The sequence below is a fragment of the Nitrincola sp. A-D6 genome (assembly GCF_000764495.1).
Lineage (GTDB): Bacteria > Pseudomonadota > Gammaproteobacteria > Pseudomonadales > Balneatricaceae > Nitrincola.
The window spans coordinates 41051-59834 of sequence record NZ_JRLB01000013.1; the positions used below are offsets into that span (position 1 = coordinate 41051).

The 18784-nt window shown below is 51.3% G+C and carries 18 protein-coding genes and 1 pseudogene; 6 read left to right on the plus strand and 13 right to left on the minus strand.

The window, feature by feature from the left end; genetic code table 11:
• Positions 1-28 precede the first annotated feature (28 nt).
• Positions 29-592: a Smr/MutS family protein gene (locus tag LH51_RS03400; protein WP_052063398.1), complete on the plus strand. Its 564-nt coding sequence runs from the start codon at positions 29-31 to the stop codon at positions 590-592.
• 1 nt (position 593) lies between these two features.
• Here the strand turns inward: LH51_RS03400 and LH51_RS03405 are convergent, their stop codons facing one another.
• The 7 genes and pseudogenes from LH51_RS03405 to dinG form a co-directional block, all read right to left on the minus strand.
• On the minus strand, positions 594-1445 hold the full coding sequence (locus LH51_RS03405) for a patatin-like phospholipase family protein (RefSeq protein WP_052063399.1): 852 nt from the start codon (positions 1443-1445) through the stop codon (positions 594-596).
• 3 nt (positions 1446-1448) lie between these two features.
• A complete protein-coding gene (locus tag LH51_RS18760; RefSeq protein ID WP_052063400.1) occupies positions 1449-2315 on the minus strand; it encodes a DUF4892 domain-containing protein in 867 nt (288 codons plus the stop codon).
• A gap of 11 nt (positions 2316-2326) precedes the next feature.
• Entirely contained in the window at positions 2327-3199 is an 873-nt protein-coding gene (locus LH51_RS03415) for an alpha/beta fold hydrolase (protein WP_160173671.1), read from the minus strand.
• A pseudogene (locus LH51_RS03420) lies at positions 3196-4192 on the minus strand (NAD(P)H-dependent glycerol-3-phosphate dehydrogenase). Before LH51_RS03420 ends, LH51_RS03415 begins: the two are co-directional and overlap by 4 nt.
• 99 nt (positions 4193-4291) lie before the next feature.
• Complete coding sequence (locus LH51_RS03425) at positions 4292-4519, minus strand: hypothetical protein (RefSeq protein WP_036519723.1); 228 nt, start codon at positions 4517-4519, stop codon at positions 4292-4294.
• Positions 4519-6087 carry an ATP-dependent RNA helicase RhlB gene (gene rhlB, locus LH51_RS03430; protein ID WP_081960639.1) on the minus strand — a complete coding sequence of 523 codons (1569 nt, stop codon included), beginning with the start codon at positions 6085-6087 and terminating at the stop codon, positions 4519-4521. The genes LH51_RS03425 and rhlB overlap by 1 nt, the downstream gene beginning before the upstream one ends.
• A gap of 47 nt (positions 6088-6134) precedes the next feature.
• Positions 6135-8249, minus strand: coding sequence for an ATP-dependent DNA helicase DinG (gene dinG, locus LH51_RS03435; RefSeq protein ID WP_036519725.1), 2115 nt, complete (start codon positions 8247-8249; stop codon positions 6135-6137).
• A gap of 126 nt (positions 8250-8375) precedes the next feature.
• Here dinG and lexA point away from each other — a divergent pair, with 126 nt between their 5' ends.
• A complete protein-coding gene (lexA, locus tag LH51_RS03440) occupies positions 8376-8990 on the plus strand; it encodes a transcriptional repressor LexA (RefSeq protein WP_036519727.1) in 615 nt (204 codons plus the stop codon).
• 24 nt (positions 8991-9014) lie between these two features.
• Here the strand turns inward: lexA and LH51_RS03445 are convergent, their stop codons facing one another.
• Together LH51_RS03445 and topA are read right to left on the minus strand one after the other, a co-directional pair.
• Positions 9015-9539: a DUF6586 family protein gene (locus LH51_RS03445; RefSeq protein ID WP_036519728.1), complete on the minus strand. Its 525-nt coding sequence runs from the start codon at positions 9537-9539 to the stop codon at positions 9015-9017.
• A 39-nt stretch (positions 9540-9578) separates the two neighbouring features.
• Positions 9579-12224, minus strand: coding sequence for a type I DNA topoisomerase (topA, locus tag LH51_RS03450; protein WP_036519729.1), 2646 nt, complete (start codon positions 12222-12224; stop codon positions 9579-9581).
• A 188-nt stretch (positions 12225-12412) separates the two neighbouring features.
• On the opposite strand from topA, the gene LH51_RS03455 reads away from it, so the two are divergent.
• On the plus strand, positions 12413-13129 hold the full coding sequence (locus LH51_RS03455; protein ID WP_036519731.1) for a hypothetical protein: 717 nt from the start codon (positions 12413-12415) through the stop codon (positions 13127-13129).
• A 12-nt stretch (positions 13130-13141) separates the two neighbouring features.
• On the opposite strand, the gene LH51_RS03460 is transcribed toward LH51_RS03455, so the two are convergent.
• Together LH51_RS03460 and LH51_RS03465 are read right to left on the minus strand one after the other, a co-directional pair.
• Positions 13142-13306 (minus strand): DUF1653 domain-containing protein, encoded by a 165-nt coding sequence (locus LH51_RS03460; RefSeq protein WP_327124166.1) that lies wholly within the window; start codon positions 13304-13306, stop codon positions 13142-13144.
• Between the two features lie 65 nt (positions 13307-13371).
• Positions 13372-13710, minus strand: coding sequence for a hypothetical protein (locus LH51_RS03465; RefSeq protein WP_052063402.1), 339 nt, complete (start codon positions 13708-13710; stop codon positions 13372-13374).
• A 215-nt stretch (positions 13711-13925) separates the two neighbouring features.
• Between LH51_RS03465 and LH51_RS03470 the strand changes: the two genes are divergently transcribed.
• A complete protein-coding gene (locus LH51_RS03470) occupies positions 13926-14369 on the plus strand; it encodes a universal stress protein (protein ID WP_036519732.1) in 444 nt (147 codons plus the stop codon).
• A gap of 3 nt (positions 14370-14372) precedes the next feature.
• Here the strand turns inward: LH51_RS03470 and LH51_RS03475 are convergent, their stop codons facing one another.
• Complete coding sequence (locus LH51_RS03475) at positions 14373-16280, minus strand: ATP-binding cassette domain-containing protein (protein WP_036519734.1); 1908 nt, start codon at positions 16278-16280, stop codon at positions 14373-14375.
• A 203-nt stretch (positions 16281-16483) separates the two neighbouring features.
• On the opposite strand from LH51_RS03475, the gene LH51_RS03480 reads away from it, so the two are divergent.
• Entirely contained in the window at positions 16484-18043 is a 1560-nt protein-coding gene (locus LH51_RS03480) for a hypothetical protein (protein ID WP_036519735.1), read from the plus strand.
• A complete protein-coding gene (locus LH51_RS03485; RefSeq protein ID WP_036519736.1) occupies positions 18043-18426 on the plus strand; it encodes a lytic transglycosylase domain-containing protein in 384 nt (127 codons plus the stop codon). Before LH51_RS03480 ends, LH51_RS03485 begins: the two co-directional genes overlap by 1 nt.
• Here the strand turns inward: LH51_RS03485 and LH51_RS03490 are convergent.
• The gene (locus LH51_RS03490) at positions 18397-18696 is read right to left on the minus strand and encodes a glutaredoxin family protein (protein WP_036519737.1); all 300 of its coding nucleotides are present in this window, start codon (positions 18694-18696) and stop codon (positions 18397-18399) included. The genes LH51_RS03485 and LH51_RS03490 overlap by 30 nt on opposite strands.
• Positions 18697-18784 lie beyond the last annotated feature (88 nt).

Below are 18784 nucleotides of genomic sequence, written 5' to 3' on the forward strand. Positions count from 1 at the left end.
GACTTAAGAGTTTAACGACCCAAACGCCATGACAGAGTTTACCCCACCACCGGATGATCAGGATGATCTGGACTTCGCCAAGCTAATGAAAGGGGTAACTCCCCTTGAAAAGACACGCGCAGACCTGGGTCCAAAAACCACTCACCAGGACGTATCAGTGGCCTACAGACGCCTGATGGCAGCACGTGAGCCTGAGCAATTCATTGATGGCCTGTCAGCCGAGGCCGCTGAGTTGGTAGAATCAGAAGATGAGCTGCTGTTTGCCATTCCGGGTGTTCAGATAGGACGGCTTAAACGCTTGCGTCAGGGTCATATACCCTGGGAGCAAGGGTTGGATTTGCATGGTTTTAGCGTTGATCAGGCTCGCGATGAAGTCAGCCGTTTTATCCGTGACGCAGTCAGGGACAGCGCTCGCTGTGTGTTGATTGTGCATGGCAAGGCGTTTACTCAACCAGGCCAACCCGCCACCTTAAAGTCTTGTGTCAACGACTGGTTGCGCCAGATGCCCTATGTGGTGGCATTTTGTTCAGCGCAGCCTAAAGAAGGCGGTACCGGTGCGGTATATGTCCTGCTGAAAGCACGAAAAAATTGATTTAACTGTACTGATCGTCTGTGTGGAAGTTGTCATAATGACGCGCTTCCAATTGATCTAACTGCTTGGCTGCGATGCGCCAACCCAGATCAATCAACTCCTCTGCGCGGTGAAACTCATGAAACCCAGCCAGGGATTTAGGAATGCGCACCATCAGATCGGGTGGATAACCCGCTACCTTGTAACGACTCAAGGCTCCCAACATCACTTCCATAGAACTCATAACCACCCCCATGCGGCTATGTGTTCGCATGCTTCTATCCGAGAGTAAATGCCTGATGCCGGGCATAACTGTATCTGATACTTCATCATCACTGGCGTTTAAGTCAACCGCCACAATCAGGTCAGCATTTACGGCAACCGTGGGAATGATGGGCAAGGGATTTAGCACCCCACCATCAACCAGAACCTGCCCTGCTTTTTTAATTGGGGTAAACACCCCTGGAACGGCTGATGAGGCGCGAATCGCATCCAGCAAAGCGCCCTTCTGAAACCAGACCTCTTTCTGGCCACAAAGATCCGTTGCAACGGCGGTGTAATGCAAGGGAAGATCTTCGATGAGCGGATTGCCAATGAGCGCCTCTATATGCTGAAACACCTTATCACCACGTATGGTGCCACGCCGGAAATGCAGATCCAGCAAACGCACCACATCAATCCACCGCAGCTTGCTGACCCAGTCACTGTAGGCTTGCAGCCCGCCTGCAGCATATACGCCACCGACCAGAGCCCCCATCGAGCTGCCTGAAATCGAAACGATATCGTAACCACGCGAAACCAGCTGGTTTATCACGCCAATATGCGCGTAGCCACGCGCGCCACCGGCACCCAGCACCAAGGAAACACTGGGCATGCTTCAGTCCTGCAGACGTATAATGGTCAAAACTGATTCGTGATCACCGAGTACAGAGGGCACCAGAGATCCAACACCATAAACAGAGATTCGATTCCGATCCACCCCGGTATCCAGAAGCTGCGCTTCCAGCTGCTGTGCTTCAGCATTACTTTCAGTTAAGCCGGTATCGCCACTACCTACACGCTGGTGCAGAACCAAACGTAGCTGCCAGGTAGGACGATCGCCCAGCAGTTGCAGTATCTCAAGTACCCGATCATCGCCTGACAATTTCCAGTCAGGCAAAAGCACATGGCCTTGATTATTCAAGCGCTCTTGCCAGCGCGTATCCGTTTCAGAACGGGCAGCCATCTCTTCAGAATGGATGTAATCGACATGCAGATAAACACGGCCATTACCACGCCTGACGCTGTAGATCGCCATATGACCTGTAGCTATTTCTGCAGCCAGGTAGTTTTGCGTACTATCAACCCCCAAAAGATTGGCATAACCAAATACCTGGTTTGCCCAGAGATTGCTGGCACCACACTGGCGTGAGGAACACTCATAAAGAATAGATGCGCCAGCACGGAGCAGTTGATCTCTGACATGTTCAAAGCCCTGAGCTGGTGTATTACCGGTGGCCAATTGCCATGTACGGCGAACCAATTCACCACTCAGGCGTATCTCATTTTGCGTTCTCAGCAAACCTTGAATACGGGCAATCTGGCTCAGTGGAAGCTGATAGTCAGGCACATTGCGCTCTGTCTCATTTTCCAGCGCAGCAAGCGGATAGGGTTCAAACCAATCAGGTAACTGATTGGCGGCCATAGCCGAACCACTGACAAGCACAATAACGAGTAAGAATAACCTGATTGAGCAATTGTGCATTGTAACTCCTATTATATTTCGCTGTATCCACAACCAGCGGCATTCAGTTGCTGTAAAATATGACCGGCCAGATGTTCAACAGTTTCTTCTTCTAAATGAAAATGATGGCCTCCTGGCAAGTATTGAATCTGTAGAGCTTCTACGCACGCAGCCAATTTATGGGTCTGTGAAGTCGCGATCCCCTGTTGTGCCAGACACAACAACACGGGCACTTTAATTAACTTAAGAAATTCACATACCTGTGCTTCTGTTAACCTTAGCACAGAAGGCAGAATCAAACAGGGATCTGTATGCCATTTCCATCCGGCCGATGAAGGTGAGAGTGCACGCTCAACCAAGGCCTGGGCAGCAGCATAGGGAACGGGAAAGCGACTCAGCATCCGAGCCGTTACGGCATCTTCAAAGGATTTGTAATGGTTAATATGTCGAGTGCCGATACGGCTGCGTTGTCGAAAGGCCTGTGCCATCTGCGCAGGAGCTTGCTCAGCGGGAGTTGTCATGGGTGCCAGACCATCCAGCAATACCAGTGAACGCACCCGCTCCGGTGCCACAGCCGCCAGCAGCGCCGCAATACCAGCGCCCATGGAATGTCCTATCAGATGGAAGCGGGATAACCCCTGCTGGTCCGCCAGGGCTATCAGGTCAGCCAGATTATCCCAGATATAATAAGGTGTCGCCGCGGGTCGATGGTCGGAATGACCGTGCCCGGCCAAATCGGGTGCGAGGATGTAATAATTACTCAGTTGGGGTGCAAGCCAGTTAAAACTGGCGGCATTATCCAACCAGCCATGCAATGCTATGACGGGTTCATCTTGCTTATCTCCCCAGCTCTGCCCGGTTAATTGCAGATGTGGGAGTGTAAACCTGTGTTGTGTCGGATTCACTTTACCTCTGTCTTTTCGGTGCCAGTGACAGCGCACTCATGCCGGGGCAAGACAAACTCCACATCGCTGCTCTGTACATTGACCATCATATTTCGCGCCACTTCTGATACCGGAGCACCGGTAAAGACCACCTCATACAATCCACTTACCAATGGCATATAAATATCCATTTCAGCGGCCTTGTCACGCACCTGACGCAGTGTATTAACCCCCTCTGCCACTTCGCCCAGTGCTGATACAGCCTCATCCAGAGTTTTCCCCTCGCCCAACGCATAACCCACACGGTAGTTACGGCTGAGGGGTGACATACAGGTTACGATCAGATCGCCCACGCCCGCCAGCCCCAAAAACGTCATAGGGTTGGCCCCCATGGAAACGGCAAAACGGCTCATTTCCGCCAGTGAGCGGGTCATCAGCATGCTTTTGGTATTTTCTCCCATTCCCAAAGCGGCACTCATACCGGCGGCAATAGCATAAATATTTTTCAGCGTCCCCCCCAACTCAACACCATAGGTATCTGTACTGGCATAGACGCGAAAGTAAGGACTGTGGAGTAATTGCTGAATTCGGGTACGCAGGGCTTCATCCTGGCTGGCGATCACCGTAGCCGCCAACTGGCGCCTGGCTATCTCTTTAGCCAGATTAGGCCACTGAGCACACCGATACGCGCACCAGGCACTTCCGCCGTAATGATTTCACTCATCAGCTAAAGCTTTCCATTTCAATACCCTTAGTGGTACTGATGAGTAGCTGCTCTGGATTTAACCACTCCACCGCCTGACGCAAAACGCTACGAAAAGCGTGACTGGGAATGGAGATAAAAACCACTTCAGCCCCTTGCAAGGCATACTTCAGGTCAGCCGTGGCTTCCAGACTTTCTGCTAGCGGATAATCAGGCACATAGCGCGGGTTACAACGCTCGGCATTAACCTGCTTCACCCGTGCCGCATCACGCATCCAGAAACGCACTGGCAGACCTTTCTCGGCTACCATGTTGGCAATCACGGTACCAAAACTTCCGCCCCCAAGGACGGCAATATGTGTCGATTGACTCACGTGACTCTCCGTAAAACGCTGATTACCCTGTAAGGATCATTTCCGATGCTGTTTATCCAGGCTATCGAGCAAGCGATCTACCAACCTGAATACCAGGCTGATTATACCAAACGACAATGCCGCCATAACCAGAAAAGCCAATAACAACATCGGATCACCGGTTCGCTGGAACCCGGCCACACCAACTACAGCAAATAACGCACTGACGATAATACCCAGCAGGTTTCTGAGTTTTCGCGTCCGGTGTTTATCCTGCGGCTCCATTATGACTCATCCGGTTTTTTCTGCTGCGTATCCGTTGACTCTATACTGCCTGGTACATCGGCTTCAGCAAGTAGATCTTTCTGTTCAGGCTGCTCAGATTTGGGCGCCCGATCAGAGGATTCCTGCTGGGGTTCCTGCTGGGGTTCCTGCTGCGCCGTCTCCTGAGCCTCAACCGCCGGCATAGCTTCCTCCGGTGTTTCTACATCGGCTTGTATACCCGTGTCATTAGCTTGCGGTGGATGTGCCGACAGATCTTCCAGCAGAGCTGCATCCGGATGAATACATTCCAGTTTTACACCGGTTCCAGCTTCAACTTCCGGAATCATGAACGAGTCATTTTCACAAGCAAAGGCTATCGATGTACCACTGGCACCAGCACGACCAGTACGACCGATGCGGTGTACATAGTCATCCGGGTCTTCCGGGAGCTGATAATTGATTACATGAGAGACGCCATCAATATGAATACCCCGCCCGGCCACATCGGTAGCCACCAGTACTTCAATCTTGCCACTACGGAAGTCATCCATGGTTTTCATCCGCTTGTTCTGCGGAATTTCACCAGACATTAACGCTGACTTGACGCCATCGCGACGCAGCTTTTCGGCCAGATCACGGGCTTCATGACGACGGTTACAAAACACGATAGCACGCTCAACATTATTGATGCGCAGATAATTACGTAACAATTTAAACTTATCTGCAGCCGACACCAGAAACACTTTTTGACTGATGTTATCCGTTACCTGTGACTCAGATTCTATCTCGATCTGTACCGGATCAACTGTCCACTGCCTGGCCAGTTGCATAATCTCGTCAGAGAAAGTCGCGCTGTATAACAGCGTTTGCCGTTCAGGTCCTTTACGTGGCGTGTGGCGAATAATGGTGCGCACATCCGGAATGAAGCCCATGCTCAGCATCCGGTCGGCTTCATCCAGCACCAGCACTTCCACATGGTAAAGATCCACATCTTTGGAACGCACAAAGTCGATCAGACGACCGGGAGTGGCCACCAGGATATCAACCGGCGCTTTTGCCAGGGCTTTACGCTGTTTTTCGAAATCCATACCGCCCACCAGCGATACCACCGACATACCGGCATAACGCACCAGCCCTTCGGCATCAGCCGCAATCTGCAACGCTAATTCGCGCGTTGGCGCAATAATCAACGCACGGGGCTCAGCCAGCTTGCGGGGTTCAGGCAAGGGGAAGTCCAGCAGATCGGTAATAACCCCCATCAGGAAGGAGGCGGTTTTTCCTGTACCTGTCTGTGCTTTGGCGATCAGATCCTTGCCTTCAAGCGCCTGTTCTATCGTAGCGGCCTGTATCGGCGTGCAATATTCAAACCCAAGATCAGCGATGGCATGCATCAGATCATCAGGAAGATTAAAATCATGAAAACGTTTCTTGTCTGCAACAGCAGGCACAACAAACTCACTGGGTGACCAGCTTTTCTTGCGGCTATTGCCACGACTGTCCCGACGCTTGCGGCGCGGTTTGCGCTCTGCATCGCCGCTTGAGGGCTGTTCGTTTGGGCTTTCAGTCTGTGTCTGTGCTTCTGTATTCAAGTGAGTACCTTTTGATTACTGATCAATTGCTGCTATATCTTACCCTGTCAGAACACCTGTCGGAAAGGTGGCAAGGCATTCAGAATTTGTCGACCATAAAATTTTCCAACCAAGCGGCGATCCAGAATCACCACCCGACCACGATCCTTCTCAGTGCGCAGTAACCGTCCAACAGCCTGCGTCAAGCGCATCGATGCAGCCGGTACGGTCCACTCAATAAACGCATTACCGCCCTGTTGCTCAATCCACTCGGCCATGGTGGCATCAACCGGATCATCCGGTACACTAAATGGCAGTTTGGTAATGATCACATCGGTGAGATAAGCCCCGGGAAGATCTACACCTTCCGCAAAAGACGCCAAGCCAAATAAACTACTTGGCTGGCCGGCATCGATGCGCTCCCGGTGTTGTTGCAGCATGGCTGATTTTGAGCTGCTGCCCTGCGCCGTCACTCGCGTTTTGAGGGAGGTATCTAACTGATCCAGTACACTAAGCATCTGCTTCCAGGAACTGAACAGTATCAATGATGCCTGAATACCAGGAAGCTCACGATTAAGATACTCGGCGACTTCGTCGGTATGTTCGTTAGCACGCCCTGGATCAGAACGCATCACCGGTATTTCCAGCACCGCTGAATTAAAATAATCAAACGGACTGGCCAGTTGCTCACAAGGGGTCGACTCAGGCAATCCCAACGTAGCTTTCAAGCGATCAAAGCTCCCCAGCGCCGTCAGCGTTGCTGACGTCACCAGAGCGCCAAAGCACGCTTCCCAGAGATGTTCCTGCAACGTGGCGGCAACAGACACCGGGCTGCTGCAGCACTCATAATCCTGACCGGCCTGGGTGTCGTGCAATACCACCCAACGTGCTGTCGGGCTCGCACCAGGTTCGTCAGGCCGGGCAAAACTACCCGCTAACCAACTCATCTGCTGTAAACGATTAATCAGAAAACCTAACTGCGGATAAAAGGTTTCGGCCTGCGCCCGCTCAATGTCGGCCAGATTACCTTCCAGTGCCTCTTTTAACAGTGCAGCCAGTTGTTCCAGTTGCATCAGAATACGTTGGCTACACTGGGCGACTTCATTCGCAGGCGACAGCCAGGACTCGGGCTGACGCCCTCCGGCAAAGCGTACACGCGGCGTGCGGCCACGATTATCCTGAAACAACAGAGCTTCTGCCAGGTCTTTCATGCCACTCAATGCCAAGAGCAAATCCGCAATGGGTTGGTGCAGTTTGACCACCAGGTCATCCAGGTAGGGCGACGAACACTGTCCGGCAAACTGCTGCAGTTTTTTCTCCATCCCGCCAACTAGACGAAGTGCTGTATGCAGTCGCAAGCTATAGGAAAAATGACCGCCGGCTTTATCGGCCAGATGATGTCCTTCATCAAAAATATACAGGGATGATGAGGGTTCCGGTAAAATAGCTCCACCGCCGAGCGAAAGATCCGCCAATACCAGATCATGATTGGCGATGATCAGATCGGCATCGCCCATCTGCTCACGTGCACGATAAAACGGGCAGACACTGAAGTTGATGCAGCGCCGGTTACTGCACTGCATATGATCACTGGTCAGGTGTCCCCAGGTTTCATCGGAGGGTGCCGCATCCAGTCGGTCACGATCACCGTCCCACTTACCCTCGGCGTACTGTTGCATTAATGCCTTGACCGCATTCACCACGCCAGGTTCGATCACACGCGCTTGTTCGTCTTCATAAAGTGCCATCTGTCCCTGGGACATCTTGTCGTCTAGCAGCTGTTCGGCTTTGTTAAGACAGAGGTAGCGCCCACGCCCTTTGGCCAGGCTGTAACTGAAACTCAACCCGGCATGGCTTTCCAATTCAGGCAGATCCTTGTCGGTAAGCTGCTCCTGGAGTGCCACTGTGGCTGTCGATACAATCAGCTTTAAGCCACGTTGTTTGGCAATGGGTAGCGCCGCCAATAGATAAGCGATGGTCTTACCCGTGCCTGTACCCGCCTCCACAGCTACAAGATGGGAATCACCTAAGCGCTTGCCTTTCTCATCAGCCCGGATGCTACCCAGTACCCGGGCAACAGCGGCAATCATCTGCTTTTGCGCCGGACGGGCTTTTAACCCGCGACTATCCAGAAAGCGACTGTAGGCTGTTTGTATTTCTTTCTTAAGTGACGCTTCCAGCAAGCGAAGATCCTCTGTAATTTCAGTGGTCTATTTTATCAAAATTTACACCATTCAGACACAACTGACTTGACGTAGCGCCAATACTGTACAAAAATGCAGTTACTGTACACAAAAACAGGTTATAAAATGAAACTTACAGCGCGTCAATCACAAGTACTTGACTGCATTCGCCGCCACATCGAATCCACTGGCTATCCGCCAACACGTGCAGAAATCGCACGGGAGCTAGGGTTCAAATCCGCCAATGCAGCCGAAGAGCACCTTAAAGCACTGCAGCGCAAAGGGGCGATTGAGATCATTCAGCACACCTCCCGGGGGATACGCCTGCCTGAAGAGCCCATTAATGATCCGCAAGAAACCGGCCTCCCCTTGATAGGATCGGTAGCCGCCGGTTCACCGATCCTGGCATTGGAACATATCGAAGAGCGCTGTAATATCGCACCCGATTTTTTCCATCCACCCGCTAACTACTTGCTGCGTGTCCGTGGCATGAGCATGAAAAACATCGGTATTATGGATGGTGATCTGCTGGCTGTGCACCAGACCCAGGAGATACGCAATGGGCAGGTTGTGGTTGCCAGAATCGGCGATGAAGTAACGGTTAAACGCTTTCAGCGCCAAGGCAATAAAGTTAGCCTGATCGCTGAAAACGAAGAGTTCAGCCCGATAGAGTTGGACTTGACCCAAGACGAGCTAATCATCGAGGGTCTCGGCGTAGGTGTTATTCGCCAGCAGAGCTAAACACAATCTGTATGCAGGAGTTACTCACCACTCCTGCATACCCTCCCTGAGCCTATCGACTAATTTACGCATACTATCCAACCAGGCTTGATACTCGGTATAAACATCCTGATCTTCGGCATGATCAGGATTAACCTGCATCACATGAATCTCTGAAAGGCTCGAAGAAGCTGTTGAATTATGCTGTTTGTCTATCGCTACCCAACAGGCGGCATAGGCTCGAAGCAGCTTATGTAACCAACTGTCCTGACGCGCTTCCAACTGCTGCAACTCACTCAACTCTGGCGACTCAAACCCGGCCTTTTCGAAGCCCAGAGCCAGATCCGGCAAGCCCACAATACTCTCCGTTTCCACACTGTAACGCTCAGCCACCTCGCGCAACAGCGCACTGTACGTAGATGCCAGATGAAACAAGACCGACTCCTGATAGGACTCGATTAATGCATGCTTACTCCAGGCTGACGAATTCTGGGCATTTTTCAGCGCCTCCAGATGCAATCTGGCAAAATTCAATTTCTGGTTAGTACGGGCCAGGTACACTTCACTCATTTCAACCCCTCCAGGGCTTGCTCCAGGACTTTCGATTAATCAGGATTTAGACGCGCGTTTTTTAGCCTGCTCGACTGTCCAGTTTCCCCTGTCGTAGAAAGCACGCCAACCGGTCGCCTTACCCTCTTTTTCAGTCATCACATATTGCTCTTTGGTTTTGCGGCTATAGCGGACAATAGTAGGATTACCCTCCTCATCCTGAACCGGTGCCGTCATAAGAAAATGATACTTAGGATCAATTTCATCTTTATGCGGTAACAGTTCACTGACCAACGGCGCACGTGTTTCGCGCTTTTTTGGAAACTGACTGGCAGCCAAAAACAAACCACTGGCGCCGTCTCTCAGTACATAGGTATCGTCTACCTTCTCACACTGCAGTTCCGGCATGGCAACAGGATCCATCTTAGGGGGAGCAGCTTCACCACTTCGCAACAGCTTACGGGTATTTTTACATTCTGAATTGGTACAGCCAAAAAACTTCCCGAACCGACCTGTTTTTAACTGCATATCCGAGCCGCACTTGTCACACTCGATGGTCGGGCCATCATAGCCTTTAATTCTAAAGCTACCCTGCTCCACCTCAAAGCCTGCACAGTCCGGATTGTTACCACAGATATGCAGTTTACGCTTTTCATCCAACAGATAGGAATCCATCGCCGTGCCACAGAGTTTGCAGCGATGCTTATTACGCAGTATGCGCGACTCGGCCTCTTCATCCGCATCAGCACTGACTACTTCATCACCGGAAATCAGGTTAATAGTGCACTTGCAGCGCTCTTTAGGTGGCAGTGAATAGCCGGAACAACCCAGAAACACACCGGTGCTACCGGTACGGATCATCATCTTACGCCCGCAGTCCGGGCAATCGATATCTGTCGGCGTTGGGGCATTGGGTCGCATACCTGCTTCCGGGTCCTGCGCCTGCTCCAGATCTTGTACAAAATCCTTATAAAACTTGTCCAGCAAGGCTTTCCAATCCAGATCACCACGAGCCACCTCATCCAGATACTCTTCCATGCGCGCGGTAAAGCTGTAGTCCATGAGATCTGCAAAGCTTTCGCTCAGGCGTTCCGTAACAATATCGCCCATCTTACAGGCATAAAAACGCCGCCCCTGGACTTCCACATAGCCGCGATCCTGAATTGTGGAAATAATCGCCGCATAGGTTGAAGGCCGACCAATTCCGCGCTTTTCCAACTCTTTAACCAAACTGGCTTCAGTGTATCGAGGTGATGGACGGGTAAAGTGCTGCTTGGGCTCAAGACCCTGAAGGGCCAGTTTATCACCCTCTTTCAGGTCCGGCAGAATGACATCTTCATCGTTTTTACCTCGTGCGGGTAACACGCGGGTATAACCATCAAACCGCAGGATCCGGCCTTTCACGGATAACTCAAAATCATTGGCACGCACGGTAATCCGGGTACTGGTATACAACGCCGGAGTCATCTGACAGGCCAGGAATTGCCGACGAATCAAGTCATACAGGCGCTCGGCATCCGACTCCATGCCGCTGAGGCTATCGGCAGTCTGGTTAACATCAGAGGGACGGATCGCCTCATGTGCTTCCTGCGCTCCCTCTTTGCTGCTGTAACGCAGCGGTTGTTCCGGCAGGTAACGTTCGCCAAACTGATTGAGAATATAGTCTCGACAGGTGGCAACAGCCTCTTCACTCAGATTGGTGGAATCGGTACGCATGTAAGTGATGTAACCCGCTTCATACAAGCGCTGCGCCATCATCATGGTTTTTTTCACCCCAAAACCCAGACGAGTACTGGCGGCTTGCTGCAGCGTCGAAGTAATAAAAGGCGCTGATGGCTTGCTGCTGGTAGCACGATCTTCCCGACCGGTAATGTGATAGTCGGCTTTTTTCAGCAGCGCCAGCAGTTGATCAGTTTCATCCTTCGATGTCGGTCGAAAGGCTGTCTCGCCTTGGCGGACCACTTGAAGCCTCAGAGATTCACCGTCTTCACTGACCGTTGAAGCGAATACCTCCCAGTATTCTTCGGGGATAAACGCACGAATTTCGCGCTCACGATCTACAACCAGGCGCACGGCTACCGACTGTACACGTCCAGCGGATAAGCCCCGGGCCACCTTTTCCCACAAAAGTGGCGACACCATATAACCAACCACCCGATCAAGAAAACGCCGGGCCTGTTGTGCATTGACACGACTCATCGCCAGGTCGCCAGGTTCTTTAAACGCCTCTTTGATAGCTTTTTTGGTTATTTCATTAAATACGACACGCTTAAAACGGCTGTCATCACCACCAATCGCCTCACGCAGATGCCAGGCAATCGCCTCCCCTTCACGGTCCAAATCCGTTGCCAGATATATTTCATCAGCACTGGCTGCCAGCTTTTTCAGCTCATCAACCACTTTTTCTTTGCCTGGCAATATCTCATATCGAGCCGACCAACCCTGTTCAGGATCGATCCCCATACGCCGAATGAGCTGCTCCCTTGCTTTGGCCTTCTTGTAGACAACCTTATCTTCATCTGACAGTTTACGCGTCTGCGCAGCTAAACGCGCACGCTCCTTGGGGTCGGTAGTGCTGCCACTGCCGCTGGTCGGCAAATCACGAATATGACCCACACTGGATTTCACCACATACTGGCTACCCAGGTATTTATTGATGGTGCGAGCCTTGGCCGGTGACTCCACGATAACGAGGGTTTTACCCATTAAATCTGATCCTTTATGTCGCTGTGCGCCGGAAAATATCGTGCATATATAAGTGTTGAGTTGAGCGGGGTCAAGTTAAACTGTCTAATAAAGACGGTTTAACTTTACAAAAAAGTTGCCATAATAGGGCTAAATCGCTCTGTAAAAGCGCTTTTTTACGTTTTCTTTATACCAGAGTGCCAAAGCTAATGCTGAGTGACAACCTCCTTTACGTTTTTCTGATTGCCGCACTGGGCCTGGCAGCCCTGTCGGTCAACTTTGTTATAACTTCCAGAGAAAAGTATAAAGAAGCTCGCAACGCCCGTCTCAAATGGCTCAAGGAGCAGTCAGAACATACGCTTAATGCACTGGCCGTTCTGAAAGAGATCAACTGCCGGGGTGACATAACAGATAAGTTAAACCAGCATGCATTGTCACTGATTGAAGAAATCGGCGTACTAGCGCCGGACTCTGAGCTCATGACAGATGTCAGCAAAATTAAAGACAATACTGACAGAACACGTCCAAAACAGGAACCTTTCAATAATGACAGAGCAGTAAGAAAGGCCCAAATCTATATTAACTTTGCTGAAAAGCTGATTATTGACATGGCCAACAAGGGTAAGATGACACCTCAGCTGGCACATACTTACCAGCAGGAGCTGTATTGGCTGAATATATCCATGGTTGCCGATGCACATATAGCTCAAGGACGAACGCTGATGCAACAGGGTGATAAACTCGGTGCGCTATCGCATTATAAACATGCCAAGGCAATTCTGGTGCGAGCAGCCGTACCGCAGCGCCAAAAACAGGACAGACTGCAGCCAGTACAACAACTGATTGACCAACTGCAGCCCAAACGCGATTTTGGGCCCGGCGCACTAGCTGACTCTATTGATGCCTACCTGAAAGATCCTAACTAGTACCCAACAGCATCAGTCACCGATACGCTCAAAACGTGGGAGCTCTTCTCCATCAACGGTCATGACTGACTCACTGAACATCCCAGCAGGACGGACCCACAAGCCAGCTTCGCCATAACACGGGCGATAAATCACCATCCATTCCTCGGTTTCGGAATGCCGGGCGCAATCCAGCACTTGGTATTCAGAACCTTGTAGTGACGGTAACGTCCGGGAGAGGGTAATAACATATATCATCCTGTTTAAATTTTGGCTGTTAATATGGGCTGTAATGCTGCATAAATAGCATCCAACTGTTCAGGACCGCCAGATTCGCGCCAATACACGCTGAAATGCACCGGGCTGGACTCGAGTGCAATGACACCGGCCGGTAAGCTATGAATCAATGCGGCAATTTTCTCACAAGCGCTATGGCTTAACTGGTACTCACCACGCTTCCAGGACCAGCCATCTGGCAATCCTTGGTTAGCAACATTCTCTGTTCTGAAAACCTGCCAGCTTGTCCACTGATCACGCTCATCCCGCGACAAATCATTGCGTAACACCCGGTAGGCTGGCACACGGATTTTTTCCGGCTCCATCTCCCTTTGCCACGTGGTGTTTCCAGGTGAGCAATCTGTACAGAGAATCCCAGTTGACGGGCATGCAGACGAATATTGGCAACCATTCGTTCACGCGGACTAGGACGTATCCACATTATCGAGCCAATCAATGACAACATAACAACTATAGAGATTACCCATTCCATCCTGCTATCCTATACTTAATCTAAGACAATTCATTAAAGGGCACAGCCATGAGTACTTATTCCCACATACTGCTAGCCATCGACCTGTCTGACGAGTCTGAGCAGCTGATAACCAAAGCTGCAGAGCTTGCGCGCTTGTATCAGGCAGAACTGGATATTATCCATGTTGTTGAACCGCTCACTTTCGCTTATGGAGGTGACGTTCCGATGGATCTTTCTACCATTCAGGAGCAGCTCGATGAGCACGCAGAACAGAAGCTAAACCACCTTTGCGCCACCATCGACCACCCGGTCAGCCGGCGTCATATTGTCACCGGCCACACCGAATCTGAAATTCATCGCATAGCCAGTGAAACCGAAGCTGACTTGATTATTGTCGGCAGCCACGGCCGTCATGGCCTGGCACTGCTACTTGGCTCCACAGCTAATGGTGTTTTACATGGCGCTAAGTGTGATGTACTGGCGGTGCGGGTTAAAAGCCAGGAAAGCTGACGCTTAGCTTTCTTCCTGGAGCGCTTCCAATTCCAGCCAGCGCTCCATCAGCACCTCAACACGAGCTTCACACTGTTGCAGCTCGTCCAGCTTTTTCGTTACAAGCGTATTATCCTGAGCGTAAAAATCAGGATCAGCAATGGTCTGCTGCATTGACTCCAACACAGCCTCCGCAGCTTCCAGCTCAGCAGGTAAGGCATCCAGTTCACGCTGCAATTTATAGCTGAGTTTGCGCCCCACAGGTTTGCGTACTTCTGTCGGTTTTGTTGAGGGTACGGCTGCAACCACATCAGCTTTGGCGACAGCTAATTTGGAATCTATAACGTTTGGTTGGCGCTGACGCAGCCAATCATTATACCCACCCACATATTCCTGAACCCGCCCCTCGCCTTCAAATACCAACGAACTGGTAACCACATTATCCAGAAAAGAACGGTCATGACTGACCAACAGCACCGTGCCATTAAACTCCATCAGAATTTCTTCGAGCAGCTCCAGCGTTTCAACATCCAGATCATTGGTTGGCTCATCCAGCACCAGCATATTCGCAGGCTTACTGAATAAACGTGCCAGCAACACTCGGTTACACTCACCACCAGATAGTGCCTTGACGGGTGTACGAGCACGCTCTGCGCTAAACAGGAAATCGGATAAATAACTGATGATATGGCGGGAACGCCCTTGCACATCAACACTTTCACGCCCACCGGAAACATTGTCAATTACGGTTTTTTCCAGATCCAATGTATCGCGCATCTGGTCAAAGTAGGCCACTTCCATTTTGGTGCCAATACGCACCTGACCTGAATCTGGCTGTAGCTGACCCAGCAAGATTTTTAGCAGTGTGCTTTTTCCAATGCCATTTGGGCCGATCAAACCAATACGATCTCCGCGCTGAACCTTCAGGCTCAGATTATTAATCAAACGCTTATCGCCATAGGCATGCGAAACATTTTCCAGCTCAGCCACCAGCTTGCCGGATTTTTCTGCATCATCCAGCGAAAAGCTGGCCTTGCCTTGCCGATCACGACGCTGAGAACGCTCCCGACGCAACTGTTCTAAAGCACGCACCCGTCCTTCGTTACGGGTGCGGCGTGCTTTGATACCCTGACGAATCCAGCGTTCTTCCTGAGCCAGCTTCTTGTCAAATTCTGCCTGATGCCGGGCTTCCTCTTCCAGCAAAGCTTCTTTTTGCTCCAGGAAGCGACTGTAATTTCCCGGAAATTTGGTCAGTATGCCGCGATCCAGTTCTACAATTGCTGTGGACAGATGTTCAACCAGGGCACGGTCATGCGAAATAAACAGCAGCCCGCCTTTGAAATCCAGCAGCATCTGCTCCATCCATTCAATGGCCTCTATATCCAAATGGTTGGTCGGCTCATCTAGCAGCAAAAGGTCCGGCTCCTGTACCAGAGCAGCACCCAATGCAGCACGGCGACGCCAACCACCAGACAATTCGGCCATGGTCTGATCCGGATTTAACCCCAGACGGGTCAGCACTTTTTCAACCTTGCGCTCCAGGTCCCAGCCATCAACTGCTTCGATTTGCTGCTGCAACTGCTCCAATTGACGCATAGCCGCATCATCAGGTCGTTGTGCCAGTGTTTCATAAGCCTCACGCATAGCAACCACATCCGCCAGGCCCGCACTGATAACGTCACGCACTAAGCGCTCATCAGCGGCCGGAAGGGATTGAGGTAACTGCGCAATACGAGCACCTGGGGCTCGCCAAAGCGTGCCATTATCCGGGTGTAACTCGCCACTGATCAGCTTCAGCAGCGTTGATTTTCCCGCCCCATTCAATCCTACCAGGGCAATACGCTCACCTGCTTCTATTTGTAATGCTGCATTATCCAGCAGTACGCGATTTCCAAATGCCAGGGTTAATGCATCAATTCTGATCAGTGCCATAATTCGTCCGGTTAAGCCTCTTTTAAACAGGGGCGTATTCTATCAGAAAAGCCTGTTGTTCATGCTTAGTGTGGAATAATTTAATCCCGGGTTGATATTGTCAAAGAATAGTTGCTTTGCACCTTCTCAAAGGAACCTGCCAGGCGCTACACTAGTCATTACTGGATACCATAAACGTCTTATCCAGCGCTGAAGGTGCTTCTATGAATCTGCTTAAACCCCTAACGTTCTGTGTGTCTGGCATGCTGCTTTCTACTTCACTGCTGGCTAGCAATTATCCGGAGTATCAGCGTGAACTTTACCTTGACACACTGGAGGCGGCCCGAGCGGGTGAAATAGCAGAGGTCGATCAGGCACTCTCTGCTCTCAGCGACTACCCACTACTGCCGTATATTTACTACGCGCAAGCCACACAGCAACTAAAAACCATGACACCAGCTGACGCTGAAGCCTTGCTGGCAAAGCTTGAGGGCACACCGCTTTATCAACGCTTCCTGCATATCTGGGCTGTACATTTGAGTGAAAAGTCACAGTGGCCTGATTTTTTCAATTACTTCGCGCAGGTCCGCTCCCCCAGTGCTCAATTACAGTGTTTAGCTGCGCGCGGAGAACTGGCACAGCAAAACCAGGAAGTAGCCTATACCGAAGGGCTACGTCTATGGTTAACCGGCAACTCTCAGCATGGTGCTTGTGACCCACTGTTTAATCAACTGATTCAAGCTGGCAAAATCGATTCTGAAGTGGGGCTGGAGCGCACACTTCTGGCACTGGAAGCGGGTAATACCAGCATTGCGAAGTATGCTGAACGTTTCGTCACTGAGCCGTCAGCACAACAACAGCTGGCCTTGCTGTGGCAGATTTACAACCAGCCAGAGTCTCTCGCCGCTGATCCAGCCTTACTGAGCAACTACACACCTGATGCCAGCCGTCTGGCACTCATGGCCATCCAACGCCTGGCCAGTAATGACTTGCGCCTTGCCTTGCTCACCCTGAGCGAGCAAGCACGCCGGCTACAAATACCTGATAGCGCTCAAGCCCCCCTGATTAATCGCCTGGGCGTTCTTTATGCCAAACGCTTTCAGCCAGATGCAGAGGCTATACTGGCCCAGATTGATCCGGACTACCGCTTTTCAGAGCTAACCGAGTGGCGTATTCGACTGGCACTCACTGAACAGGATTGGTCAGCTACCCGGCACATGATCACACGCCTGCCAGAAGAGGTGCGTCAGCAAGGACGCTGGCTCTACTGGAGCCTGGTTGCAGACCTGCAGCAAGGTCGTCAACCCGATCCACAGCTATTGGCGCAACTCACGGCAGAACGTAGCTATTACGGATTCAAAGCGGCCGAACTGACTCACCGTCCCTTTGCACTAAATGACAAACCCTCCGGGTTCAGTCAGGAACAACTGCATCAGATTGCACAACTGGCACCCATGCAACGCATCCACGAATTTTATCGTCTGGAGCGGATACGAGAAGCCAACCAGGAGTGGAACCTGATGACAGCCACTCTATCCCCGGATCAGATCCATGCCGCAGCACACGTCATCCAGAGCTGGGGCTGGTACTTTCAGGGCATCCGCGGTGCAATTGCCAGTGATCAATGGGATGATCTGGCATTACGTTTTCCAGCACCTTATCGGGATCTGTTCGATAAGGCTTCGAAAGAGTTTGATATTGAGCCTTCCTGGGCGCTATCTGTGACCCGTCAGGAAAGCGCTTTTCTGGAGGTCGCTCAGTCTGGTGCCGGTGCGCGGGGCTGATGCAATTGATGCCAGCTACAGCCAGAGAAACCGCGCGCCGAGCTGACATTCCACTGACCAGTCTGGAACGACTCAATGATGCGGATATCAATGTACGCCTGGGCTCAGCCTATTTGGCACAAATGCAATCACGCTTCAGAGGTAACCGGGTGCATGCAACGGCAGCTTACAATGCTGGACCTGGACGTGTCAGGCAGTGGCTGTCTGCGCGCGGACACCTCCCCTTGGACATATGGATAGAAACCATTCCATTCGATGAAACGCGCGGCTATGTTCTGAATGTGTTAGCTTTCGGCGTCATTTACAATACATTGGCTGGACAACCAGCACGTGTCTTCAGTGACCAGGAACGCTCAATGCTTGCCTGGAGCATGCCGCGCTAAGAACGCCTGCTCACTAAAGCAACGGAGCTGCTCTGTGCCAAAAGGCCAGCTCAGCTCCGCACCCGTTGCCGGAGCAACAAGCACCGGAATACGGGTTGCATAGCGCTCCATCAACGTATCATCGAACGCTATGTCCAGCAGATCTACCGAAAAACAACCTGCATCCAGCACTTGCAACATAACCTCGACAGCCTCGTCACACAGGTGACAACCCTGTGTTGTCATCAGTTCCAGCTCACATACTTCAAGTTTATTTTCCGCACTGCACATAAAATCCCCTTAGTATTCGACTCAAACCCGTCTAAGTGCTAATGTGATAAATATATTAGATACGATACAGTTTACTTGATTAGATATC

What these genes read in the sequence shown, in the direction of transcription:
- LH51_RS03400 (WP_052063398.1), top strand. Translation starts at nt 29, where the DNA reads ATGACAGAGTTTACCCCACCACCGGATGATCAGGATGATCTGGACTTC.
- LH51_RS03465 (WP_052063402.1), bottom strand. Translation starts at nt 13,710, where the DNA reads ATGGAGCCGGAAAAAATCCGTGTGCCAGCCTACCGGGTGTTACGCAAT.
- LH51_RS03425 (WP_036519723.1), bottom strand. Translation starts at nt 4,519, where the DNA reads ATGGAGCCGCAGGATAAACACCGGACGCGAAAACTCAGAAACCTGCTG.
- LH51_RS18760 (WP_052063400.1), bottom strand. Translation starts at nt 2,315, where the DNA reads ATGCACAATTGCTCAATCAGGTTATTCTTACTCGTTATTGTGCTTGTC.
- LH51_RS03455 (WP_036519731.1), top strand. Translation starts at nt 12,413, where the DNA reads ATGCTGAGTGACAACCTCCTTTACGTTTTTCTGATTGCCGCACTGGGC.
- LH51_RS03475 (WP_036519734.1), bottom strand. Translation starts at nt 16,280, where the DNA reads ATGGCACTGATCAGAATTGATGCATTAACCCTGGCATTTGGAAATCGC.
- LH51_RS03490 (WP_036519737.1), bottom strand. Translation starts at nt 18,696, where the DNA reads ATGTGCAGTGCGGAAAATAAACTTGAAGTATGTGAGCTGGAACTGATG.
- LH51_RS03445 (WP_036519728.1), bottom strand. Translation starts at nt 9,539, where the DNA reads ATGAGTGAAGTGTACCTGGCCCGTACTAACCAGAAATTGAATTTTGCC.
- LH51_RS03485 (WP_036519736.1), top strand. Translation starts at nt 18,043, where the DNA reads ATGCAATTGATGCCAGCTACAGCCAGAGAAACCGCGCGCCGAGCTGAC.
- LH51_RS03405 (WP_052063399.1), bottom strand. Translation starts at nt 1,445, where the DNA reads ATGCCCAGTGTTTCCTTGGTGCTGGGTGCCGGTGGCGCGCGTGGCTAC.
- topA (WP_036519729.1), bottom strand. Translation starts at nt 12,224, where the DNA reads ATGGGTAAAACCCTCGTTATCGTGGAGTCACCGGCCAAGGCTCGCACC.
- lexA (WP_036519727.1), top strand. Translation starts at nt 8,376, where the DNA reads ATGAAACTTACAGCGCGTCAATCACAAGTACTTGACTGCATTCGCCGC.
- LH51_RS03480 (WP_036519735.1), top strand. Translation starts at nt 16,484, where the DNA reads ATGAATCTGCTTAAACCCCTAACGTTCTGTGTGTCTGGCATGCTGCTT.
- LH51_RS03470 (WP_036519732.1), top strand. Translation starts at nt 13,926, where the DNA reads ATGAGTACTTATTCCCACATACTGCTAGCCATCGACCTGTCTGACGAG.